21 protein-coding genes are annotated in these 25,532 nt (G+C 35.1%); 11 read left to right on the top strand and 10 right to left on the bottom strand.

Features of this window, described 5'->3' with window-relative positions:
- Positions 1-11: 11 nt before the first annotated feature.
- Positions 12-737, bottom strand: a complete 726-nt coding sequence (locus EZS29_RS00365) for a LysM peptidoglycan-binding domain-containing protein (RefSeq protein WP_130605414.1) — start codon at positions 735-737, stop codon at positions 12-14.
- Between the two features lie 166 nt (positions 738-903).
- Here EZS29_RS00365 and rsmH point away from each other — a divergent pair, with 166 nt between their 5' ends.
- The 11 genes from rsmH to ftsZ all read left to right on the top strand — a co-directional run bounded on the left by rsmH (position 904) and on the right by ftsZ (position 15,596).
- Positions 904-1,977: a 16S rRNA (cytosine(1402)-N(4))-methyltransferase RsmH gene (rsmH, locus tag EZS29_RS00360; protein ID WP_130605412.1), complete on the top strand. Its 1,074-nt coding sequence runs from the start codon at positions 904-906 to the stop codon at positions 1,975-1,977.
- Between the two features lie 3 nt (positions 1,978-1,980).
- The gene (locus EZS29_RS00355; protein WP_130605410.1) at positions 1,981-2,280 is read left to right on the top strand and encodes a hypothetical protein; all 300 of its coding nucleotides are present in this window, start codon (positions 1,981-1,983) and stop codon (positions 2,278-2,280) included.
- A gap of 17 nt (positions 2,281-2,297) precedes the next feature.
- The gene (locus tag EZS29_RS00350) at positions 2,298-4,184 is read left to right on the top strand and encodes a peptidoglycan D,D-transpeptidase FtsI family protein (protein ID WP_130605408.1); all 1,887 of its coding nucleotides are present in this window, start codon (positions 2,298-2,300) and stop codon (positions 4,182-4,184) included.
- A 4-nt stretch (positions 4,185-4,188) separates the two neighbouring features.
- Positions 4,189-5,883 (top strand): UDP-N-acetylmuramoyl-L-alanyl-D-glutamate--2,6-diaminopimelate ligase, encoded by a 1,695-nt coding sequence (locus EZS29_RS00345; RefSeq protein WP_172603686.1) that lies wholly within the window; start codon positions 4,189-4,191, stop codon positions 5,881-5,883.
- Positions 5,884-5,885: 2 nt separating this feature from the next.
- Complete coding sequence (mraY, locus tag EZS29_RS00340) at positions 5,886-7,001, top strand: phospho-N-acetylmuramoyl-pentapeptide-transferase (RefSeq protein ID WP_130605404.1); 1,116 nt, start codon at positions 5,886-5,888, stop codon at positions 6,999-7,001.
- 15 nt (positions 7,002-7,016) lie between these two features.
- Positions 7,017-8,615, top strand: coding sequence for a Mur ligase family protein (locus EZS29_RS00335; RefSeq protein WP_130605402.1), 1,599 nt, complete (start codon positions 7,017-7,019; stop codon positions 8,613-8,615).
- On the top strand, positions 8,612-9,835 hold the full coding sequence (gene ftsW / locus EZS29_RS00330) for a putative lipid II flippase FtsW (RefSeq protein WP_130605400.1): 1,224 nt from the start codon (positions 8,612-8,614) through the stop codon (positions 9,833-9,835). The genes EZS29_RS00335 and ftsW overlap by 4 nt, the downstream gene beginning before the upstream one ends.
- 3 nt (positions 9,836-9,838) lie before the next feature.
- Positions 9,839-11,248, top strand: a complete 1,410-nt coding sequence (murC, locus tag EZS29_RS00325) for a UDP-N-acetylmuramate--L-alanine ligase (protein WP_130605398.1) — start codon at positions 9,839-9,841, stop codon at positions 11,246-11,248.
- A complete protein-coding gene (locus EZS29_RS00320; protein WP_130605395.1) occupies positions 11,235-12,350 on the top strand; it encodes a hypothetical protein in 1,116 nt (371 codons plus the stop codon). The genes murC and EZS29_RS00320 overlap by 14 nt, the downstream gene beginning before the upstream one ends.
- Positions 12,351-12,457: 107 nt before the next feature.
- Positions 12,458-13,762, top strand: coding sequence for a cell division protein FtsA (gene ftsA / locus EZS29_RS00315; protein WP_130605392.1), 1,305 nt, complete (start codon positions 12,458-12,460; stop codon positions 13,760-13,762).
- A gap of 43 nt (positions 13,763-13,805) precedes the next feature.
- Positions 13,806-15,596, top strand: a complete 1,791-nt coding sequence (gene ftsZ, locus EZS29_RS00310; RefSeq protein ID WP_130605390.1) for a cell division protein FtsZ — start codon at positions 13,806-13,808, stop codon at positions 15,594-15,596.
- On the opposite strand, the gene EZS29_RS00305 is transcribed toward ftsZ, so the two are convergent.
- The 9 genes from EZS29_RS00305 to EZS29_RS00265 all read right to left on the bottom strand — a co-directional run bounded on the left by EZS29_RS00305 (position 15,579) and on the right by EZS29_RS00265 (position 25,192).
- Complete coding sequence (locus tag EZS29_RS00305; RefSeq protein ID WP_130605388.1) at positions 15,579-16,520, bottom strand: hypothetical protein; 942 nt, start codon at positions 16,518-16,520, stop codon at positions 15,579-15,581. The genes ftsZ and EZS29_RS00305 overlap by 18 nt on opposite strands.
- A gap of 21 nt (positions 16,521-16,541) precedes the next feature.
- The gene (locus EZS29_RS00300) at positions 16,542-17,981 is read right to left on the bottom strand and encodes a glycosyltransferase (protein WP_172603685.1); all 1,440 of its coding nucleotides are present in this window, start codon (positions 17,979-17,981) and stop codon (positions 16,542-16,544) included.
- Positions 17,982-18,174: 193 nt separating this feature from the next.
- Positions 18,175-18,627: an ATP synthase F1 subunit epsilon gene (gene atpC / locus EZS29_RS00295; protein ID WP_130605384.1), complete on the bottom strand. Its 453-nt coding sequence runs from the start codon at positions 18,625-18,627 to the stop codon at positions 18,175-18,177.
- 19 nt (positions 18,628-18,646) lie between these two features.
- Positions 18,647-20,062: a F0F1 ATP synthase subunit beta gene (gene atpD, locus EZS29_RS00290; RefSeq protein ID WP_130605382.1), complete on the bottom strand. Its 1,416-nt coding sequence runs from the start codon at positions 20,060-20,062 to the stop codon at positions 18,647-18,649.
- Positions 20,063-20,084: 22 nt separating this feature from the next.
- A complete protein-coding gene (gene atpG / locus EZS29_RS00285) occupies positions 20,085-21,023 on the bottom strand; it encodes an ATP synthase F1 subunit gamma (protein ID WP_172603684.1) in 939 nt (312 codons plus the stop codon).
- Positions 21,007-22,533 carry a F0F1 ATP synthase subunit alpha gene (atpA, locus tag EZS29_RS00280; protein WP_130605378.1) on the bottom strand — a complete coding sequence of 509 codons (1,527 nt, stop codon included), beginning with the start codon at positions 22,531-22,533 and terminating at the stop codon, positions 21,007-21,009. The genes atpG and atpA overlap by 17 nt, the downstream gene beginning before the upstream one ends.
- Before the next feature lie 11 nt (positions 22,534-22,544).
- A complete protein-coding gene (gene atpH, locus EZS29_RS00275) occupies positions 22,545-23,114 on the bottom strand; it encodes an ATP synthase F1 subunit delta (RefSeq protein ID WP_130605376.1) in 570 nt (189 codons plus the stop codon).
- A gap of 44 nt (positions 23,115-23,158) precedes the next feature.
- Positions 23,159-24,166, bottom strand: coding sequence for a F0F1 ATP synthase subunit B (locus EZS29_RS00270; RefSeq protein WP_130605374.1), 1,008 nt, complete (start codon positions 24,164-24,166; stop codon positions 23,159-23,161).
- A gap of 198 nt (positions 24,167-24,364) precedes the next feature.
- Positions 24,365-25,192, bottom strand: coding sequence for a hypothetical protein (locus EZS29_RS00265; RefSeq protein ID WP_130605372.1), 828 nt, complete (start codon positions 25,190-25,192; stop codon positions 24,365-24,367).
- Positions 25,193-25,532: the final 340 nt, after the last annotated feature.

Here is a 25,532-nt window from a genome sequence, read left to right as displayed (position 1 = left end):
CAGATAATTTGCTATAGTTCCGTTTTATTTTCTACTTTGCTTTGCAACGAATCACCTTTTTCATCAGAATTATTATTATCTGTCTGTGGTGGAGGTATATTTTCATTTTTATTTTCAATTACCGAACTTGAAAAAGAGCTTGCCTCTGCCGTTAAAGCTTTTGGTCTAAAATAAATAACGTCACCTACTTTTAATTTATCAGGATTAACTATATGTGGATTCTCTTTCCAAAGAACTCTCCAGTCCTTTGATTTACCAAAAACAGCTCTTGATATGTGAGTGAGAGTATCTCCCTTTTTAACGATAATTTTTGCTTTAGGAGCTCCCTCATATGTTTCAGAAAATGCTTTTGTTTTAATAGTTAAAGAATAATATATAACGTCGCCTGCATATATTTTATGAGGATCAATAAGATTATTAAGTTCAGCTAATTTCAACCATTCTTTTTTATCACCATAAATCTTTTTTGCAATAATTGCTAAGTTATCTCCAGCTTGCACATAATAAGCTAAAACAATATTTTGACTAGGAGGCGGCACGAGTCCCTCTGCATATTCTAATATTTCTCCAGTATTGTTTTTACTTTGAGAGTTATCAATATTTTGTGCAGGATTATCATGAGTGTCTTGCTTCGATGATTCACAGCCAATAAAAGCCATGCCAAAAATTATGCACAATATAAGCAATTTTATCTTCTTATAAAATGAATTCATTTTTTGCATATTATAATTCTTCATGGCACATTTATTCCTTAAGCAGTGATCTTTTTATGCTTGTTCATTATCGGACTTGCTATAATGAAGTTGAATGCTTTAGGCACAAAAGAGAGTGCCACGCTTTTGACAATATGCTAAAAGCCAAGCACCACATAAATACCTAAGATAGAAAAAAAAGAGGTTTTCATTGAATCAAGAGTTTCATCACACCACAGTTCTTAAATCAGAGACAATAGACCAAGTTTTTCCTAGCGAAATTCTGCTGCAATCTCTTAATTGCATAGAAACAAAGAATCTTATATTTGTTGATTGCACACTTGGGGGCGGAGGGCATTCTTGCCAATTAGTTGAAATTTTTGCTAAAAAAAATCTATTTACACAATACTCTTTAACTTTAATTGCTTTTGATAGGGATGAAACAGCAATATCATATGCAAAATCTATTTTAAATATTTATAAAAACAAATATCCTCAGTTTAATTTTTTTATATTTAATGAAAATTTTGGCGAAACACGATCCATTATTGAATCTCATTTCCCAGGCAAAAAAATTCATGGCTTAATCGCCGATTTCGGAGTGAGCTCCCCCCAACTCGATTGGGCTGAAAGAGGCTTTTCCTTTCTCAATGAAGGACCTATTGATATGCGGATGGATACCCATGAAAGCCTTACTGCTCTTGATATTCTCAACAATTATTCAGAGAAAGAATTGACTCGAATTTTCTTTGATTACGGTGAAGAACCCAAAGCTCGAAAACTCGCTAAAGCAATTGTCGAAGATAGAAAAATTGCTAAACTTCAAACAGCAAATACAATTGAATTTGCTGACTATGTTAAAAGAGTATTGGCATATCCCAAAGGAAAAGCACATCCAGCAACAAGAACTTTTCAGGCCTTGCGCATAGAAGTAAATAATGAACTTGCATCTATTGAAAAATTGCTTCAAGATCTCCCTAAAATTATTCACCCACACGGAAAAGCAGGTTTTATTTCGTTCCACTCCCTAGAAGATAGAATTGTTAAGCATGCAATGAGAAATTGGCAAAAGGGCAAAAATGCAAAAGAAAAAATGGACGAAAAAAAAGAACTCAATATCCCCTTGCATCTCATGCTTCATTTAGAAGAAAATCATTCTAAAGGATTTGGCAAAGAAGTCCCTCGAGGAGGAACCGTTGCTTCAGAAGAGGAGTGCCTTAGAAATAATCGCTCTCGCTCTGCAAGATTGCGTTGTTTTGAGTTTTGCTTAGACAAAGGGTCTTAATTTATGTTAAAATTATTCAAACAATTCGATGCAATTATTGCAATAATCTTTCTGACCATTATTGTTGGGGTCGTTGTTATCACGATGAGATCAAAAACATATTCTGTTGGTTATGAAATTGCTTCACTGAAAACAAAGGAAAAATCTCTGCGGCAGCGCCAGGTTGAACTGCAATCAGAGCTTGCGGCAACGGAAAGAACGGTTCGTGACAATCTGCTCTCATTAAAAGACAAATCAGGCAGAGCAAAATATATATTACCTGACCCAAAACGTGTTATGAGAATGGAACAATCGTTGCATTAACTCAGTAGGTAAATAAAGTGGCAAATAAATCTGAAATTGACAGAAGTTTGTTTGTTAAATTTAAAAGTTTTATAAAACCCAGCAAAGTATATAATATTCCAAATTATCGAATTCGAGCTTATGCTATGGGCTTTATAAGTAGTATTTTCCTTATTTTAATTCTTATTCGCTATGCCTGGATCACATTTATCCCGACATCTCTCAGAAATAAGCTGGTTGAAACAGGTACGAAACAGTTTGAAACTGTTCTAACTTTAGCAAAACCAAGAGCTACGATTACTGATAGAAACGGTAAAATATTAGCAGTCAGTGTTTCTAGGCCAAGCATTTTTCTACTCACAAAAAAAATGCCTACAGAAGTCGAGTTAATAGAAAAAGTTGCGAATCAAATCAATATTCCATATGATAAACTTTACAATTATTCAAGAGATAAAAGAAATTTTATCTGGTTGAAAAGACAAATGAGTCTTACTGAATTTAATAAAATGGGTTCACTTAAAAAATGGCAAGATTTCATAGGTGTAGTTGATGAACCTAAACGTTTTTATCCCGAAAAAGAATTGGCAGCTCAATTGATAGGTTTTGTGGGAACGGAAGGAAATGGGCTTGAAGGTATTGAAAAAATATACAATTCTCGCCTAAATATAAAACCAACTAAAATTGAAGTCATGCGTGATGCTCGTGGCAGACTTGTGATGATCACGCCAAATAATGCGTCGAAACCAGAATCAAGCAGTAAAGTTTTAAAACTTTCCATTGATATTTCCATCCAAGAATTTGCCCAAAATGCATTGAGAGAGGGGGTCATTAAAGCAAAAGCTAAAGGGGGATCTGCTATCGTCATGGACGTAAAAACGGGTGAGCTTTTAGCAATTGCAAGTCACCCTACCTATGATTTAAATTCGCCACCTGAAAATGACCCCCAAGCGAGACGATTTCGCGCCATCATGGATGCCATTGAGCTCGGCTCCGTCGTTAAACCCATGTGGATAGCGAAAGCACTCGACTTAGGCGTTATCAATGCAGAATCAAAAATATATGCAGAAAATGGGAAGATGGCTCTACCTGGTGGATATATCCATGATACCCACCCCCACGGCTGGCTGACTCCAGAAGAAATATTAAAAGTGAGCAGCAATATTGGCGCATATAAAGTTGTGCAAAAAATGGGAAGAGAAAATTTTTACGACGCTCTGATTAAAATCGGTTTTGGCCGCCAACCCGGAACAGGTTTACCTGGTGAATGGGGAGGAAGAATAAAAAAAACGGAATATTGGCGAGAAATGAATTTTGCCAATATGGCCTTTGGCCAAGGCTTTGCCATCTCTCCATTGCAATTAGCACATGCGCTATCGATTATTGTAGGAGGAGGAAAAGATCACGGAGTTAATTTACTTGCAGTCGATGAAGTAAAACAATTAAATCAAGAAACTCCTCCATTAGAATATATTAAACCAGAAACAAGTAAAATGATTTCTCAAATGATGCAGTCCGTCGTTGAAGAAAATGGCGGTACAGGAGCACCTGCGCGTATACCTGGCCTGCTTGTTGCTGGAAAAACAGGCACAGCACAAATTTGGTCAAATAAAGATCGTGCTTATTCTGGCAGAACTGCGGTCTTTGAAGGAATCATTCCTGCAAATGATCCAAAGCTTGCTATTGTTGTTGTAATTGATGAAGCTAGCATTCGCCCTGCATATGGCGGTCCACTTGCTGGACCCGTGTTTGCAGATATTGGAAAAAAAACAGTTCATTATTTAAACGCACAAGGTATATTTAACGTAAAACCTTATGAAAATGCATATCTCAAAAAATACAAAGCAAAGAGCTCATCGCAAAGCTTTCATAAAACAACACAGGTTTCTGCGCTTCAACTTTCAGAAAATCCCAAAAAGGAACGTTAAAAGAATGTCCTTAAAATTTAAATTATCACACCCTAAAATAAGCATGCATGATATTTTTATGATAAAAGAGTTAAAGGATATTTTAATATCTCATAAAAAAGACTATATATCCAATTCTAAATGCGAAATATTTTTAAATTCAGTAGATGCTGAAAACTATCTTAAAATCCAACCTCACGCACGAGAACCGCATTTTATATATATAGCAAGAAGAGGAAATCGATTTAATGGTAATATTTTTGCAGAAAAAATCTTAGAATCAGGAAATATATTTATTGGCAATCCAAAATTCATTTATGAATTAAAAGAACTTTTGAATCAAACGGATGAATGGGTTGAAGGCATTCTTTCAAATCCTCGCTTTATTGCCGTTAATAATATTGAATTATCTATTAATTATATCATCGAATATGCATACAACCTTGACAAAAGCAAATTCCAATCAATAGGAATTACAGGAACGAACGGAAAGACTTCTGTCACTCAAATAACAGGCCAAATATTTGAACAACTTTCCCATAAAGACGTTTTAAAGATTGGCACTCTTGGCATGCAAATTGGTGAAGATAAATTTCCAGGTTCCCATGTGACAACACCTGACTATCCAACATTATTAAGTATAATCAACGCTATAGATAAAATAAATATCAATAAAATCATAATGGAAACTACTTCACATGGGTTGAAAGAAAACAGACTAGGCAACTGGAAAGTAGACACAGCTGTTTTCACAAACTTAACACAAGATCATCTTGATTATCATAAAACAATGCTTGATTACAAAGAATCTAAAGAGAAACTCTTCTCTCAATATCTAAAAGAAGACGGAACTGCAATAATTTGTACTCAAAATGATAACTGGACTTCTTTTGTAGAAAATTCTTTTAATAAAAAGAGAACTTTGATTGGTGTAGGAAATTCATTATTATGTGAATCATTTATAAATTCTTATAAAAGTTATTTTAATAAAACACTTTACCTTTATGTTAAAGATAAAAAATCGACATTAAATGGTATTTCTGGTATATTCTGCCTAGATTCAGATTATATGAATAAAACCAGAGAACTAAAGTTTCATTGCCCACTTATTGGAGATTTTCAATTTGAAAATATACTGAGTTCTATTGCATGCGCAATTTCATTTCAATTTGATCTTGATGAAATTATATCTTCTCTAAAAAATATTAAAAATATCCCAGGAAGACTTGAGGTTGTAAACACTTCAAATGACAACTCAAACAATAATTTGCCAACTGTATTGATTGATTATGCACACACACCTGATGCACTTGAAAAAGCTATATTAGTTTGTAAAAATATTTTAAAATCAGAAAATAAAGGAAAAATTATAACAGTTTTTGGCTGCGGTGGCGATCGCGATAAAAGTAAAAGACCTTTGATGGGTAAAATATCATCTGAAATGTCAGACATAACAATAATAACTTCAGACAATCCTCGTACAGAAAATCCTGAGAAAATTATTGAAGATATATATTGTGGAGTTATAGATAAAGTGAAATGCTTAAAAATAATTGATAGAAAAAGTGCAATTGAATCTGCCATCCAACAAGGGAACGCAAATGATCTTATCTTAGTTGCAGGCAAAGGACATGAGGATTATCAAATTATAGGCGAAACGAAGCATCCCTTTTCAGATGCTCTCATAGCAAGATCTGTTTTATCCAAGGAGAAAAAGTAAGAATGATCTATATACTTATAAATAAACTGATAATGCTAAGCCCTAAATTTTCAGGCCTAAAAGCCTTCTCATATCTTTCAAGCCGAGCAATTCTTGCCCTCATAACAAGTATTATTATTTCAATGATCTTATACCCAAAAGCGATAAAAATTTTAAGATCACTCAAAGCTGGACAACCTATTAGAGAACTTGGCCTTGAAGAACAAATGCAAAAAAAAGGAACTCCCACTATGGGAGGCATTGTTATAATATTTGCGACTCTTTTTAGTGCTCTCTTATGGATGGATCCAACAAATCGCCATTTTATTACACTTTTTATTATCAGCGTTGGTTTTGGTTTTATTGGCTTCCTAGATGACTACTTAAAAATTACAAAAAAAAATACGGATGGGTTGTCTAGCAAAAAGAAAATGCTTGGTCTTTTATTTTTTGGAGGTTTAGCAATTGCCTGGCATCTCTGGGCAGCAGGTCATTTAGTTAATCCTAAATCAATTTCTATGAATCCAACATTTGTTAATATTCCATTTCTAAAAAACATGGTTATTCAAATGGGAATTCTTTATGCACCATTTGCAATAATTGTTATTGTTGGGTCAAGTAATGCTGTTAATTTAACTGATGGCTTGGATGGATTAGCAATTGGTCCAGTTATCACTTGTGCATTAACCTTGACAATCTTAAGTTACGTTACTGGAAATGTAATAATTTCTAAATATCTTTATTATCATTCAATTGCTGGATCTGGCGAAATAAGTATCTTTCTTTCTGGACTTATTGGATCTTCTATTGGATTCCTTTGGTACAATACTTTTCCTGCTCAAATATTTATGGGAGATTCAGGCGCACTCGCTCTTGGAGGAATACTTGGAACCGTCGCAGTGATAACTGGTCACGAAATCCTTCTTGTTTTAATGGGCGGTGTTTTTGTTGCCGAAGCTTTAAGTGTTATTATTCAAGTAGCTTCTTTTAAAACAAGAGGAAAAAGAGTGTTTCGCATGGCGCCAGTGCATCACCATTATCAAAAAAAAGGCTGGCCTGAACAAAAAATAACTGTGAGAATTTGGATAATAAGTTTTATTCTTGCTCTCCTTAGCATTTTGACTTTAAAGTTACGTTAAAGGTTATAAAATTTTATGGCACACAGACCAAAAGTTGAAGGCGTACATTTTTATATTGCTGGAGCTGCTAAAAGCGGGATTGCAGCAGCCAAAATATTAAAAAAACATGGAGCCAATGTATTTGTTACTGAAGAAAATTTAATATCTAAGAATATCGAAAATGAATTAATTTCACAGAAAATTCCATATGAATATGGATTTCATTCAATCGAAAAAATAAAAAATAATTGCGATATTCTTGTATTATCCCCTGGTATTCCATTAAATAAAGAAATTTCCATTACTTGTAAGAAAAATAATATACCAATCGTAAGTGAAATCGAAGTTGCATCATGGTTTCTTCCTGAGAATTGCATTATTGTAGGTATTACTGGAACCAATGGCAAAAGTACCACCACACATTATGCCGCTCAATTATTTGAAAGAGCAGAATACAAATCAATATCTTGCGGAAATATTGGCACATCAATGTCGCAAGCAATATATGACAATCAATCTATCGAAATACTTTCTGTTGAGTTGAGTAGTTATCAATTAGAAACCACTTATTCCATGCGCCCAATGTGCACAGTATTTTTAAATTTGCAAAATGACCACTTAGGTCGCTATGAAAATATTGAAGAATATATAAAAGCAAAATGGCGGCTTATATTGTTGACTCACGATTCTGGTATAGCTATAATTGATAAGAATGTTATAAAAACCGCAGTAAACATGGGACTCAGTCTGCCTAGAGCAAGAATAATTCTTATCGAATCAAGCAATCAAAAGCAATTTGATAATATATTAAATACCCCCATTAAAGCCCGAAGAGAGTATGATATTCGCAATCAAATTTCATTTGGAAAAATATTACCCTATGCAATTTATCATGATTTAAAAAAACTACCAGTAAGTGAATTGATGTCTGAAAATGAATTTGAATCTGCCTACGCAAAATATGACAATAAAGACAATTCTATACATATATTTCTAAAGCTAAAAAACTCTACTAAGACTTGGGAAATAAGAAATCCATGCATTCCTGGCGAGCATAATATGATTAATATATTATGTGCAAGTATTATGGCTATGCATTTAGGTATAGATGATAATATTATTTTATCACAATGGGAATTAGAAACATCAGAATACACTCATTTACAACATAGACTTGAATATATTTCTCCTAAATTTAAAACATTTATCGATTCAAATGGAAATGAAAAAGAGATTTTAATTATAAATGATTCAAAATCTACCAATGTTGAAAGCACTCTTGTTGCTTTAAAATCTTTTCAACGCCCCATGCATCTTTTACTTGGCGGCATGCCCAAGGGTGATAATTATTTACCGATTGGATTATTTTTTAGACAATATCTGAGTAAAATATATCCATTTGGAAAAGCTTCAGAAAATATCCAACATGATTTAAAAGCCTATAAAAATAAAATTTCTCCAAGCTCTGAAAATATGCTTGCAGCAGCAGATCTCGCGTTAAATGAAGCAAATGATGGTGATATTATATTACTTTCTCCTGCTTGTAGCAGCTTTGATGAGTTTAGAAACTTTGAACACAGAGGAAATGTTTTTCGCGAATGGGCTTTTTCTTGTTTAAAGGAAAATAAAAAGTGACATCATCTGAGAAAATGAACACATCAAAAGAGATAGAGAGTGAATCTAAAAAAATTGAAAACATTCTTGATAATTCAAAACCGAGCACTTGGATAACATATGGGGGAAACGTCTTATGGGTTCCTGTCATTGCATTAACAGGATTTGGTATTCTCTTTGTTTATAGTGCATCATCTGTTTATTCTGCGCAACATTATGGAACTGAATTTTATTTCGCGAAAAAACAAGCATTTTTTCTGTTACCTTCATTATTAGCAGCATTAGCTGGAGCTATGATCCCATTTGAATTGTATTATAAATTTATTAAATATTTATTTTTTATACTCGTAACTATGACTTTTGCCACTCATTTACCTGGAATTGGTCGAAAGGTCTATGGTGCATCACGTTGGTTAAATTTAGGGATAATGCCCATACAGCCTTCTGAATTTTTAAGAGTTTTTTCTATAATGTATATGGTATGGATTATTTCTAAACAAGATAATATAAATAAGAAATATATTGAATCAAAAAAATATCCACCCTTAATAGAATATGGTTGTTTACTGTTAGCCCCAATAGCTATTATTGCGCAAAAAGATCTTGGTACAACCGTTGTTGTTATTACTGGTTGCCTCGGAGTTCTATTTATAAACGGATTACCAAAAAGATATTTTGCAGGTATCTTTGGAATTCTTATTTTTGGATTAATCTCTGCTATTTTATTTGAACCATATAGAATTGCAAGGGTTATGACTTTTTTAAATCCATTTAAGGATCCGCTCGGCTCTGGATTTCAAGTTATACAAAGTTTCGTAGCTGTAGCAAATGGCGGTTTATTTGGCCGAGGTATAGGAGAAAGCCAACAAAAACTTTTCTTTCTGCCAGAAGCACATACCGACTTTATATTAGCAGTTATTACTGAAGAAATGGGTTTTATCGGCATACTTGTTCTTGCCATTTTATATTCGGTTTTATATTATGCGATACTTAGACTTGTAATTTATGGCAGCACACATCGTGATCGTTTACTGGCAACAGGAGCTTTTGCCATGTTAGTTATTACAACAATAATTAATATGGGCGTTGTTGCCGGAGCTTTACCAACAAAAGGTCTTCCTTTACCATTTATATCGAATGGCGGATCAGCTTTGATCGCTAATTATTTTATAATTGGTTTAATGTCTCAAATTTCAAGACGAATTTATTTACAAAATAATCAATTAAAAAAGGCTATATAAATTATGTTTAATGCAATAAAAAGAATCCATTTTGTAGGAATTGGTGGAAGTGGCATGTCTGGAATTGCAGAAGTGCTTATAAATTCAGGTTACAAAATATCAGGAAGTGATATAAAAAAAACTGCCATTACCGAAAAATTAGAAGGACTTGGTGCTAAAATATTTATTGGACATCAAGCAGATAATATCACTCATTCTCAAGTACTTGTCATTAGCAGCGCAATCAATAAGCACAACCCAGAAATAATTGAAGCACAGAATTTAAGAATTCCAATCATACACAGAAGCGAAATGCTCGCTGAACTTATGCGTATGAAATATGGAGTAATCGTTGCTGGCACACATGGAAAAACAACAACGACAAGTATTTTAGCATCTTCTTTGCATCATGCAGGCCTCGATCCAACAGTGGTTATTGGAGGAAAATTAAACTCATTTGGGAGCAATGCAAAACTTGGCAAAGGAGATCTCTTCGTTGCCGAAGCAGATGAAAGTGATGGCAGTTTTTTACGACTGACTCCTACAATTGCTATTATTACAAACATCGATAAAGATCATCTCGATCACTATAGCAGCCTCGATGATATCGTTAAGGCTTTTGAAACTTTTATAGATAAAGTCCCATTTTATGGAGCAGTTTGTGCTTGTATTGACGATCCTATTGTTCAAATGATTCTTCCAAAAATAAGGCGTAAAATAATTACTTATGGTTTAAGACAAGATGCAGACATAACTGCAGTTGACAAGCTGACAGACGGTATGAATACCACTTTTACACCTGTAATTTTTGGTAAATATCAATCACAAGTTACAATAAAAATGCCTGGTCTTTATAACTTAACAAATTCCTTGGCTACATTTGCAGTTGCATCTCTGCTTGATTTAGATATGAACGTAATCTGTAAATCAATTTCCGAATTTGAAGGTGTGCAACATCGTTTTTCGATTCTTGCAGAAATAAAAAATGTACTTATTGTTGATGATTATGCACATAACCCTAAAAAAATAGAAACTGTCCTGAAGGGAACGAAAGAAAGTTTTCCAGAGAAACAAATTATTGCTATTTTTCAACCGCATAGATATTCTAGATTAAAATTCCAAATGGAGGATTTTGCCAAATGCTTTGCAGATGCTGACAAAGTCATAGTCACTCCTATTTATGCTGCAGGTGAATCTCCGCTCGAAGGAATAAATAAAGAAAATATTACTCATCAAATCAAAATTAATAGTTTTAATAATACACCAGGAACCACTTATTCAGTCAACTCATTAGAAGAAGCGTCAGAAACTGCAATAAATATATTGAATCATAAACCTCCCGAAAATGGGGCAATTGTGATAACCTTAGGTGCCGGCAATGTTAGACAAGCAGGTCATATGATAATGGAGAAGCTGAGTCTTGAATGGAAATAAAAAACAAAGGCGAGTTAATTTATTAATTGCTCAAAAACCAGGACCACGCAATAGAAAAGGAATTAAGAAACAAGAGAAAACTTTTTTTCTTTCAAAAGTATTTTTTTTCATTAAAACGTTCTTTTTAAAAGCAAACCAATCAACTTTATTTTTATATTCACTACTGAGAAAAAGACCACGTTTGTCATATATTTCTTCTATTTTAATAATAATCGTAATTGTTATTAAAATAAGCGTTTATTATGTAAATATATACAGCGAAACAATATTACCAAATAGCGTGAAAATAAATACAGATAATAGCAAAGTTACATCCGAACTTTATTCATTGATTAATAAAGAATTAGCAATTTCACTTAAGAAAAATGAAAAGCGTTCGCACTTTTTAGAGTCTGTTGATAGCATCTTAAATTCAATTGATATTATTGATCAATACTGGATTCGTTTGGGTCTTGATGGAAAACTACAAATAAATGCAATCATGCAAATCCCTGTGATGATAATAGAAGCAAAAAATAATGACCGATATATAATTAGCAATAATATGAAAATAATTTCTAAAAATCCACCTCAAGAAGAATTTGCTTCGCTTCTAAAAGTTGAAGCCCCAGAGTTAAAAATAAATTGGCACTCTAAAAATTTTTATAGTAAACTGAAAAAAAATAGATCACTTCAAGCAGATATCAAAGGTACCGAAACGAGCGGTCCTGTAAATTTCCCTTGGCTAATTAAGCAAATACGCCTTATTAATTCCGAGATTCAAAACGTTGGATCTGGCTATTCTTTAGCCAAAATCATATGGTCCTCTCAGTCAGGCTTTTCTTTAAAAATAAATAGAAACATTCAAATGTTAAAGAATAAAAAATCAAATACACTTAAATCTGATAAGCAAGATCAGCATGCTGAAGAATTAATAAACAATCAATTAATCGAATTTGATGCTTTACTTGGAGATGGCCAAATTAGAGACAAAATGGATAAGCTTAAAATACTCTTAATAGAGCTTTCAAATAAAAATATTTATCCAAGTGAAGTTGATCTTGACTTTTCAGATAAAGCTACATTCAAGATTCTTGGATCAAATCTCAATCCATCATTTTAGTGTTTTTTAATTTCAACTAATGACTTTTTTTTTCTCATTGTGTAAGTTTAATGAGATCGCGTTCACAAAATGCTTTTTAAACATTTTGCATGCAAAGTTAAATTGAAATGAAAACATCTTTAAATAAAAATATCTGTATTTCCCTTTCACTTGGTTCAACACACACAAGTCTTGTTGCTGCGAGTTATGAAAATAAAGATTTGCAAATGAGTCATGATGATCTTCCTTTTTATGAAAAAGAATCAAATCGAATTCAAATTCTTGGTGCTGCTCGAATTGCAAACAATGGCGCTATAAAAAAAGGTGTTGTTTCAAGTATTGATGCAGTTACTGCTTCAATACTCGAAACAATTGATGAAGTTGAGCGACAATCTGGAATTGAAATAGAATCAGTCCGCGCATGCATTGCAGGAACAGCCGCTCAATTCGATAATCATGTTGAAACTTGTACTATCAAAGGCGAAGAAATACGTGTTTCAGATTTGGAAAAGGTCTCTATGGCTGTGCGTAATCAAAAACCACCTATGGGTTTTGATTTTGTCCATATGATTCCCAGTTCGTATTCAGTTGACGGAAAGCATGGCATTCAAAACCCAATAGGTATGAGAGGCTCGACTCTTTCGATTATGCATCACAGGGTTTTTTATCCTCAAGCCGATCTGCACAATATTGTACGTTCCTGCAACAATGCTGGAGTGCGCGTACAAAGTTTTGCTTTCGAACCACTAGCTGCAGCGGAAGGAGTGCTTACGCGTGATGAAAAAGAATTTGGCTGTATTTCCCTTTCTATTGGCGCACATTTAACACACGCATCTGTTTACTTAGGAAATATTCCTGTTTACTCTAAAGAATATCCAATAGGTTCACATCATATTACTAAAGATCTTTCAATCGGCTTAAGAACCACACAAGCTGAAGCAGAAAGAGTAAAAAAAGAAATTGGCAAAGCAATTGAAACTTCTTCAAAAGATATAAATGAAAAAATTGAAATTAGCAGCATAGACGGAAATGCAATCCGCTACGTAACGCGCAAAGAAATTAATCAAGTCATCGAACCAAGAGTTCGTGAAATTTTACAAACCGTTTATGCAGATTTGAGAAGATCAAGATTGATTGCAAGAACTTCGAAAGGAATTGTTTTATCGGGTGGTGGAGCATTATTAAGCGGTATGACCCTTGCAACTGAAGAAATATTTTCTTTAAATGCAAGAATAGGAATGCCTGCAAATATTATTGGAGCAATTGAAGGCCTCAAATCTCCTATTTGGGCATCTAGCATTGGGACATTATCACCTCTTTTTGCTTCCGTTCATGGGGATAACTCACTGCAACAAACCGAAGAAATATCTGGAATTAGTTCATTCGCAACAAAAATATGGCATCGAATAAAGGAACCATTTGCTTCTCGATAATGTATAATATTTTAACAAATAAGAATGACGGAGGACTTATATAATGAGTGACAAAGCAGATAAAGGTAATAAATATTCATCAAATGCAATAATTAAAGTGATCGGCGTGGGAGGAGGAGGAGGAAATGCTCTGAATACCATGATTGAATCCGGTTTGTCAGGTGTTGAATTCATAGCAGCAAACACAGATGTTCAAGCCCTGCAATCAAATCTTGCACCCATCAAAATTCAACTTGGCAGAGAGCTCACTAAAGGTCTCGGTGCAGGAGCAAACCCTGAAACAGGTCGTAATGCCGCGCTCGAGGACAAAGCAATCCTCCAAGAAGTATTAAGTGGTGCAGATATGGTTTTCGTCACTGGCGGTATGGGCGGAGGGACAGGAACGGGAGCTGCTCCTATTATCGCTCAAGTTGCTCGAGAATTAGGTGCATTAACTGTAGGAGTGGTAACAAAACCTTTTACATTTGAAGGTAAACGAAGAAAACAACAATCTGAACATGGTATACAGTCTCTCCGTCAATCCGTGGATACTCTGATAACGATTCCAAACCAAAGACTTTTAAGTATTGCATCACCTGAAATGTCTATGCTTGATGGATTTAAATTAGCTGATGAAGTTCTTTTAAATGCAGTTAAAGGCATTTCAGATATTATAAATATCCCAGGAAGAGTAAACGTAGATTTTGCCGATGTAAAAACAATTATGTCCGAAATGGGTATGGCACTGATGGGAATTGGCGATGCAACAGGTCCAAATCGTGCTGCTGAAGCAGCGCGTTTAGCAATCAATTCACCATTGCTTGAAGATATTGATATCGAAGGTGCTACTGGTATTCTTATTAATATTACTGGTACAAGCACAATGACACTTCATGAAATCAGTGAAGCTTCTACACTTATTCAGGAAGCTGCCCATGAAGATGCGAACATTATTTTTGGTGCTGTTATCGATGAAGCTATGGAAGATAGAATTCGGGTTACTGTGATTGCAACAGGATTTGATCAAGCGCGCGTAGCATTTCCAGAGTCTGCTCATGGATTTGCGAATATTCCACAACAAGGTCAGTTCATGCAAAATAATGTGAGTAGTCAACCTCAGCAAAGCATTCCACAACAGCCATTCGCAGGTATGAATTCTCAGCGCCCACAGAATAATTTTGCGCAAAATATACCAGCAGTGAACCCTTATGATGTCAGAGGTCAAGTACAAAATCACACTCAACAACCAATTAATCAAAATCAATTCAATCAAAATGCTCAACCAAACCATTTTCCAAGACCCCAGTTTGGCAGAGATTCTCAACCAAGTTTTGGTAACAGTCCATCCGTAAATACACAGTCACCACTTATCAATAGAGCACCTAATGATTTAAATAACTCTCATGTAAATATAAATTCTGGATTTCGCAATAATCCGCAATCCGAAATGAGAAATTCACAAACAATTCAGCAACATCATCAGCCTATTCACAAGAATGAGTCGACTCATACAAATTTAAATTGGAACACTCCTAAACAAAATCAATCCAATGATAGTCTTCAGACTCAAGCACAAAGTCCAACTGCAAAACCAGAAAGTTCAAGTTCTGAACTTGAAGATTTAACTAAGTGGACTTTTGATATGGCTTCCCATCAGCAAAACATAAATCGCGGTACTCATGATGCGAAAGTTATGGGCGCTACGTCATCAAAGAGTGAAGAAATATCTCAAGAAGATGCCGCTGAAAGCGCAATAAAACTTGCAAAGGAATTATCTGATATTGAAATCGATGATTCAGACTTTGAAACTCCAGCATTTATGCGGAGAAAAGACGATTCACACAGAAATGCGTGAGAATATTAATTCATCATTTTTAGAATTTTCAATAGAAATGTCTGAATATTTATATTTATATTCAATTATTCCTAAGTAAATACACCAAAGAAGAACTCGATATTCTTCTTTGGTTTTAATTTTATAAAAACTATCTATTGATGACGTAAAAACAAAATTAAATAGTTTATTATTATTCTTATTTTCCTTGTAATATATATTTAAAATATCTGAATTAATTTCATTTTTAAAATTACTAACAAAATCCCTATTCTTGTAAAACTGAATGCCTTCATTTATTTCACAAATTTTAGTTACTAAATCATCAATAAATTTTTTATTACTCAAATAACTTGATGGATAATTCTTTAATAAATTTGGTACATATGTTATGAACCCAAGCTCTTTCTTCGTAAAAAATTCTTGTCTACACAATCTATTTAAAAAAGAAATTGTTGGCGCAGAAGAAAGCATAGCAATAGAAGATGTGCTATTTAAAGATAGCTCATATATTGCTCTTACTTTCGAAAATAATTCATTTGTTTTTTCAAAAATTGAATTTAATTTCTTATTACTCCTTCTTAAACTGATCTCGTGATAATATTTAGGCAGATAAATAATAAATTGGAAGGGCATTTTTAATATAACTTTGAAATAGTTCAGCTTATCAGAAAAGTTTTTGGAAGTTAAAAAAGGCCAGAAATCTATGACAATGATAATATTTTTTTTATCATTTTTTTGTAACCACACTTGCAATGAATTTAAATCTTCATGTTCACAACGAATAATCTCTTCAGGAAATATATCCAGAAGGGACACAGTTTTTTCATGGGTAGAGATTTGAATATATACATCACGAATATGGTTTCCCTTTTTAAGTATTTTTGCACATTCCGCTGTTATATTTATATCTTTAAATCCCCAAAACAAAACTCCAGTTTTCATTACTTCCCCAAAATTAATCTTCTAAGTATAAGTAGAAGGCTTTTTATTTATCTTTTTTAAAATGTCTGAACCTTGTATCAACCAAGCTAGTAATGAATTTGCTGATTCTTTCCATTCAAAGCTTCTTCCTTGCGATCTCTTTATAATATATTTTCTTGTCGAATCTGCATTCTGCAAGCCAATATAAAATTCAGAATCTTTTTTATCAAGCAAAAGTTTTTCAATTTGTTTTACCCATATTGAGGGAGAACTTGAATCACTCCCGAGCCAATAATTGCTTGGTAATATTCCTGGAGGAAAATGCAGATCGACAGCAGTGGATGTTCGATAAAGTACAGGTGTTCCGCTAAGCGCCGCTTCCAATGGGGGTAATCCAAATCCCTCAGCTATTGAGGGATGAACTAAGAGATCAGAAATTCGATAGAGCTCAGCCAATTCACTATCAGTCAGTACTGGTAAAATAATTGTTTTTAGGCTATCAAAAACTATTATTTTACCACATTCTCGAGGAACACATCTTTTTAAATAACTCGATATTTCTTTATTATCTGCACCAATCCGAATAAACCAAACATCTAATCCTGTTGTTTCTGGAGTGATTTTTTGAATTGCCTGCGCAGCCAGATCCCAGTATTTATATTTTTGATTTCTACCTACACCGAGAACCCATTTTTCTTTAAGAAATTTGTTTATCACTGTGCTAAATTTATCATTTTCCCCAGGTTCAACCAACTGCTCTAAAAACTTTTCTCTTCGCGAAACCAATTCACGTGCTTGTCTGATCTTAGGCTGACTGCCAAATTCTAAATCAACCGCATCTCCAATTATGTGCAAAGGAGCAGTTCTTTTTTTAACAAGCCCTTGAAGAAGTTTAGCAGAATGAGGGGACACAGTCGTAACAAAAGGCAATCGGGAAAGGGTTCTTTTAACTAAAAATTTAAATTGTCTTTTAAATAAAAATCCAACACCTTTAATAGGCATAAATGGAATACAGTCATGAATAACCTGTATCACGCGTGATGACATACTGTTTCGAGAAATAAAAAGAGGTCTATCAAAATTTGCCGGAGCAAACCAAATTATTTGGTTATGGGTGAGTTTTTGTATACGTTTCAAAGTAAAAGTGGGCCAAAGCCAAATAGGTTTATCGTAGGATTTCTGCAAAGCCCCTGGACCACCACTCCAATATGAAATGATATCTGGATATTTATGGACAAGCTCAACAACCCACTGCGCAGGTTCAGATTTCGAGACAATAAGTATCTTTATTCTCTTACTCTCAGTTTGATTTTTTTTTCTATTTTCTAATTCTAAGACCAAAGCGCGTGTCAGACCAATAACAAATCGAGAAATTCCCGAAACAACACCTTGTTGGGCTGTTCTCCCATCAATAGCAAGCCAAACGATATCTGATTTATCTTTATATAAGACATCTTGTACTAAACTCTTTTGTGAGACCATCTTTAGCACCATTATTCTTTAGTTAAAAAAAGGAAGAGCTTTATTCAAACCCTTCCAAAAATAATAACATAATAATATTGGGTAAGCTGCTAGTACTTCGAACACAGTCATCAAATGATCATGTGTTTAAGCTATAGTTTTTTTCATGCTTAAAGGTATAAAGAAGATTTTTAGCCTGCTTAATACATAAAATCTAAGAAGATTTTTTATCTTTTGCATGCTTGTTTGTATGAAGATTTACAACTTCAATACGTGCAAGCGCTCTTGCTTTAGAACCCTCTGCTCTTTTGACATCTACATTGCCAAGCTCTTTCGCAGCTAATCTACCTTCAGCTCTTTCAAGAGATCTTTTGGCCCTGTCTAAATCAATCGTAGCAGCTTCTTCTCCTACATCTACTAATAAATTAACAGCATTACCTGTAATTTCCGCTACACCACCAGCGACTTTAAAAAATCCAGAAACATCATTTTGTGAGTAAAGCACAACACCCGTACCAACAGCTGTCACCATTGGAGCGTGACCAGGCAATACCCCAAGAGCACCGTGTTCCGATGGAAAATAAAGCTCCGAAACACCAGATAAATCTAGGAGACGTTTAGATGGAGTGAGAATAACAACTCTCATTTTGTCTTTTGCATCGATCATAATAATTTAGTACCCCAAATTAAACGCTAACGCCCATCTTTTTAGCTTTTTCTACTGCTTGATCGATTCCACCCACCATATAAAAGGCAGATTCAGGAAGATGATCCCATTTACCGTCGCAAAGTTCTTTGAAACTGCGAACAGTATCTGCAACTTTTACATAGCAACCTGGGTTACCTGTAAAGACTTCAGCAACGTGGAAAGGTTGAGACAAGAAACGCTCAATACGGCGTGCGCGTCCAACGACAAGTTTATCTTCTTCAGAAAGCTCATCCATACCCAAAATTGCAATAATATCTTGTAATTCTTTGTAGCGTTGTAAAATCTGCTGAACACGACGTGCAGTATCATAATGCTCATCACCAACGATCTGCGCATCGAGAATTCGACTTGTAGAGTTTAATGGGTGAACGGCAGGATAAATTCCTTTTTCAGTTAAAGAACGATCCAAATTTGTTGTTGCATCGAGGTGGGCGAAAGCTGTTGCAGGTGCAGGGTCTGTATAGTCATCCGCAGGAACGTAAATAGCCTGAACAGATGTAATAGAACCTGTATTTGTTGAAGTGATGCGTTCTTGAAGATCGCCCATTTCAGTTGCTAGGTTAGGTTGGTAACCCACAGCAGACGGAATACGTCCTAATAACGCAGAAACTTCGGCACCCGCTTGAGTAAAGCGGAAAATGTTATCTACGAAAAAAAGCACGTCTTGGTTTTGTTCGTCACGGAAATATTCTGCAACAGAAAGTCCTGATAATGCAACGCGCGCACGAGCTCCAGGTGGTTCATTCATCTGGCCGTACACAAGTGCCACTTTGTCAAGAACTCCAGAGTCTTTCATTTCATGATAAAGGTCATTTCCTTCACGTGTACGCTCACCAACACCTGCAAATACAGAGTATCCTCCGTGTTGCTTCGCAATGTTGTTGATTAATTCCATAATAAGAACGGTTTTACCCACGCCCGCTCCACCGAAAAGTCCGATCTTTCCACCTTTTTGATAAGGAGCAAGGAGATCCACAACTTTAATACCCGTTTCAAGCATTTCAAGCTTTGTACTTTGACGAGTAAAGTCAGGAGCTTTTCTGTGAATTTGATAGCGTCTTTCAGAAGGAACATCACCTTTTCCGTCGATAGGATCTCCTGTCACATTGAGAATACGACCTAAAACTGGTTTTCCAACAGGTACAGTGATTTGATCATGAGTGTTGCGAACTTCGACACCACGGCAAAGACCTTCAGTTGAATCCATTGCGATTGTTCTTACAATGTTTTCACCTAAGTGTTGAGCTACTTCTAATACAAGATTTTCTTTAGAAGAGTTGATAGATGTATTTGTTGTACGTAATGCGTGAAAAATCTCAGGAAGATTGCCTTGTGAAAATTGCACATCGACAACAGGTCCCATAACTTGAATAATTTTCCCTAATTCAGACATAAAAAGCTCCAAATTTTTAATTTTACAATGCCTCAGCACCGCTGATAATTTCAATAAGTTCGTTTGTAATTGCCGCTTGACGAGCTCGTTGGTAAGTAATTTGTAGCTTACGCTCCATTTCCTTCGCATTACGAGTTGCATTGTCCATTGCAGTCATTCGAGCGCCTTGTTCACTTGCGACAGACTCAAGAAGTGTTTGAAACAGTCTAGATGTCATATAGCGAGGAATTACGTGCTCAAGTAGCTCATCAATTTCTGGCTCAAAAATAGGTTCCGCTTCAACAGAAGCGGGTCCAACATGGAGAGGCAATACAGTATCAGCAGTCGGAATTTGAGACATTGCAGACTGGAACTTATTATAAACAATAACAAACTTTCCTATTTTTTCTTCTGTATACAATTTAGCAAATGCTTCTGACAAACGTGTTGCCATCGCATTTGTTGGCTTATCAAATGGAGTTGTAATAGAAACTAAGTCTGAATCCGATATGAGCGCACTTGCGTTTGCTACATAATCATTTTCAGAAAGATAATTAGCATCGTCTTTCTTTTTTAAGACAACTCTTCTTCTTCTGTTTAAAGTTTGAAAAGCCTTTTTTCCAATACAAATAGCAGTAACTTTGAACCCTTCGGCTTCAAGAGCTTCAATCGTTCTTATAGCTTGTTTAGAAACGTTCGAGTTGTATCCACCGCACAAACCTCTTTCCGAAGAAATGATCAGCACTGCAGCAACCTTGCTAGAAACTTCATTCATAAGCGGGTGATTGCTACCCCCACTCACTAAACCTGCAAGTTTTGCTGTGAGCTGCGCAAGAGAAAGAGCGTAAGGACGAGCATTCACAACATTGTGTTGTGCACGTCCAAACTTAGCAGCAGAAACAAGCTTCATTGCTTTTGTAATTTGCTGAGTGCTTTTAACACTTTTAATTCTATTGCGAAGGTCCTTAAGATTTGCTGGCATTTGGTTCAAACCTCTTTGCGAAGTCATCGAGAGCTATTTTAATCTCTGCTTGAAGTTCGTTACTCAATTTCTTACCTGTAGCAATTTCAGCCATGATTTTAGGATGAGCAGCTTCAAAGTAATTCAACATTTGGCGTTCATAAGTGCGGACATGACGCACCTCAATATTGTCAAGGAATCCATTGATTGCAGCAAAAATAGTAAGCACTTGTTTTTCCACAGATAATGGAGAGTACTGAGCTTGCTTAAGCAATTCAGTCAAACGTTGTCCACGGTTAATCTGTTTACGAGTTGCGGCATCGAGATCGGAACCAAACTGCGCAAATGCAGCAAGTTCACGATATTGAGCGAGCTCAAGACGCATGTTACCAGCAACTTGTTTCATAGCACCTGTTTGCGCAGCACCACCCACACGAGACACGGAAAGACCCGCATTTACTGCTGGACGCATACCGGCATTGAACAAGTCTGCTTCTAAGAAGATTTGCCCGTCCGTAATCGAGATTACGTTTGTTGGAATATATGCGGAAATGTCGTTTGCTTGCGTTTCGATAATAGGAAATGCAGTTAAACTTCCAGCGCCAAGTTCATCATTTAATTTACACGCACGTTCAAGAAGGCGGCTGTGTAGATAAAAAACGTCCCCAGGATATGCTTCGCGTCCTGGTGGTCTACGAAGAAGAAGGGAAAGTTCACGATACGCTTGTGCATGTTTTGTTAAGTCATCATAGAAAATAACCGCATGCTGACCACGATCTCTAAAGTATTCACCAATAGTGCATCCAGTGTATGGAGCCATGTATTGAAGTGTCGCAGCTTCAGAAGCACCGGCCACTACGATTGTCGTGTATTCAAGTGCGCCCGCACGGCGAAGTTTTTCAACAATTTGAGCAATTGTTGAGTATTTTTGACCAATGGCAACGTAAATACATTTAACGCCATTGCCTTTTTGGTTGATAATTGTATCGATTGCAATCGCAGTTTTACCAGTTTGACGGTCTCCGATAATCAATTCACGCTGTCCACGTCCAATTGGAATCATAGAGTCAACGGATTTAAGGCCTGTTTGCATAGGCTCATGAACGCTTTTACGAGCCATAATGCCAGGAGCTTTGACTTCAACTACAGAAGTTTCAGATGCGTTTAAGTCACCTAAACCATCAATTGGTTCACCAAGAGCATTGACAACGCGACCAAGAAGCTCTGGTCCAACTGGAACGCTATTTACTTTTCCAGTTCTACGAACCTGCATACCTTCAGTAATTGTTTCGCTGCCGTTAAAAACAGCAACACCGACATTGTCTTCTTCTAAGTTTAAAACAATACCTTTAACGCCATTATCAAACTGAACAAGTTCACTTATAAGCGCTTTTTCAAGTCCATAAATGCGAGCCATTCCATCTGCAATAGAAACGACTGTTCCAGTTTCAGACACTTCTGCCTTCTGACCAAAAGCCTGAATTTTCTGCTTCAACAATTGGCTAATTTCATCAACCCGGATATGCTCCATGAATTCAACTCCTAACTCAAAGACTCTTTAAGATTCAAAAGACGAGAACGCAGACTCGCATCTACGTTTGTATTTCCTACTTTAATTATAAAACCTGAACGAAGTGATTCATCAATCTTCGTTTCGAGAACTATTTTTTTCTTTAATACTGAAGACAAAGCTTGAGAAAATTCTTCACGCCCAGTTTCAGATAAATTATTAGCTGATACCAAAGTTGCACGCGCAACACCTATATAATTATCCGCTTTAATCAAAAAATTATTTAAAACAATGGGTAATTCTGAAAAACGACCGTTTTCAATCATAAGCTTTAAAAAATCTTTTAGTTCCAATGGTAAATCGTTACTATTTGCATAGATCTTATCTAAAATTAATTCAAGAAGCGCATTCTTTTCTTCAATCGTTAAAATTGGGCTCTTAAAATGAGACAATACTTTTTTATCAAATATAGCAAGCAATTCCCTAACAGTGTCTGCAAACTTTTCAAAAGAATATTCATCACTATTCTTGGCTACATCAATGGCACACTCATATAAAGCTGTGCCGTAGCGTCTTGCTATAGGTCCAGAATTTTTTTTCATACTTAAAAATACTCCACAGAAAACAAGAAAATAATACTTAGAAATTAATTAAGAGAGTTTATTCCTTCGATTGTTTCTGACTTTAATTTGGAGTCAAGTGAGAGCAATTTTTCGGGAGAAAGACGCTTTTCAACTTCTTCAAGTGCTAAAATAAATAGTTCCTGTCTGATTTCTTCTTGACTACGATGGATAAGTTCTTTCGCAGCGCGCTCAGCATCTCTTAAAATGGATTCAGAAACCTTAGCAGCTTCTACTAATATTTTCTCACGTTCAATTTTAGCATCGAATAAATTACGTTCTTTCAATTCATTGATTTCATTTTGCAACGAAGCAATTTTACTTTCATATTCCTTAATTTTTCTTTCCGCTAATAAAGCAGCCTCTTTAGCTTCAGATAGTTTTGCTTTAAAATCGTCACGTCTTTTTTCGAGCATTGCTGTTATAGGCTTTTTTGCAAAATAAACAAGCGCAAAGACAAAAACACCAAACTGGAAATAAGGCCAAAATACACCATACAACCAATCAATCTCAGCTTTGCCCACTACATCAGCAGAAGCTGCTTTTTGAAAAAAAGCAGTAGAAGCGCCCAAAACTAGAAGAATGGTCAAACCAATCTTCTTGTAAATAGCAGAGACTAAATCATTAATTTGATTGGGCATGTTAGACTTTGCTTCAATCATTTCCATGGAAAGCTTTTCTCTAATAGAATTTACATGCAGAGTTGCTTTCCTCTGATTTTCAGAAATCATTTTCTGTGCTAACTTTTGAGCAACTTGAATCTCTTGGGCTCTTAAATTTTTTGCTTCTTCAGCGCCATTTTTAAGTTCCAAAAAGTACTCATGCTCCAGTTGAATTGCTTTTTCGTTTCGATTTTTTGAAGATTCAAAACTCCCTATAGTTCTTTTCTTACGCTCATTGTGTAAGCGAATTGCAGGACCGATAATAAGTTTTTGGGCAACAACAACCCCAACTAAGAAAATAGCAACTTGGATACCGAATCGGACAGCTCCTTCTGTGTCATGAAACGGATATATATCTAGAGAGCCAGCCATTTACTCCACCTCAGCGCAAATTCAGCACGAAGCACTGAATATTCTAAATAAAATAAAAATATCTCAAAACAATAACGGCGTTGTTTGGGTTAAACTCCCCAAGCAGCACCCGCTCGTTCCTGTATCTGGCCATGTTATTACTGTGATCTTAGAGTTTCTGCAACCCCCCGCTCACATATTTTGCAAATTTAATATCTATTAAATTGACTTTTGAATATATCCCTCAAAAAAATGGGAAACACCAAGTTTTTCTGCCGTTTTAAGATGGCCAAGCAAGGTTGTTCTTGAAACTGAAAAAATTTGACTCGCGCGGGTCATACTAAGTCCCTGCAAAGTAATTGAGTAATAAATAAAGCTCGATTTTAGAAAACTATGAGCATCTTCTCCTCTCAGTAGCACATAAGAAAAGAACTTTTCAGCACATTTTTCAAGCGGAACTTCTTTTTTATCTAAATCTTCAATCACTTCAGATTGAGTTTGGTCTAAAAATCGCTGAGCATCCTCAGACTCACCACGAAAGCCTCCTAAATAAGCAGTTTGCACAACAGAGTCAATAAGTAAATTGAGTCCATGTATTATAGTTATTTTTTTTAAACTCAATAATTTATTGGAGTCGAAAATATCGAGATAAATATTTAAGTTGAAATAATTTAGAATAGTACTGATAGCGGAAGGTATCGAAGTTAAAAGAAGATCAGGAGATGGCAGCTCTATAGCAATAAATCCATAGCCTTTTCTAATTTGAGAGTTTCCTACAAAAATAATGGGCATAAAACTTGAGTCTTCAACTTCGCTCTTTTCATTCATAGCATATAATTTTTCTGAATCTGTAAACAATAAAAATTCTCTAGAGTTTATTTTCAACTGCTGCTCCAAAAGCTCTAAAACTTTATTTTCTACTTCTAAGTACCCTGTTTTTATTTGCACATCAAAACCTTGTCTTAGTATAGATAAAATCTCATCAATTTTTTTATTTAGCTTTTTGCTTATGAGTGCTGAAATAAGTTTTGATCTAACAACTGCCATTTTTCCCCCAAAATAAAAAGTTTAGACAATTGATTTAATCGATCTTACTATTTCTAAACACCCATTCTTTGCAGATAGTTTTGCTCTAGAGATTATTAACAATCAATTCTATTTCATCATCACTTACAAAATAATCTATCGATAAGAGCGATTCAGGTCTTCATCGCGTGTAAAGTAGATTAACACGTCTACTTAAACGGATTTTTCCCTCACATTACATTTTCTTAAGAATGTTTCACGTGAAACATTGAAGGAAGTGTTCCAAAAAATAGAATCATTCAATAGTAGCTTATACATTCTATCGTCGATTTGTATTTAGCAAACACAGATGAGCTATAGA

It is taken from the genome of Fluviispira sanaruensis (assembly GCF_004295685.1).
Taxonomy (GTDB): domain Bacteria; phylum Bdellovibrionota_B; class Oligoflexia; order Silvanigrellales; family Silvanigrellaceae; genus Silvanigrella; species Silvanigrella sanaruensis.
Note: the sequence above shows the minus strand (reverse complement) of the source record. Positions and strands in the feature narration are given on the sequence as shown.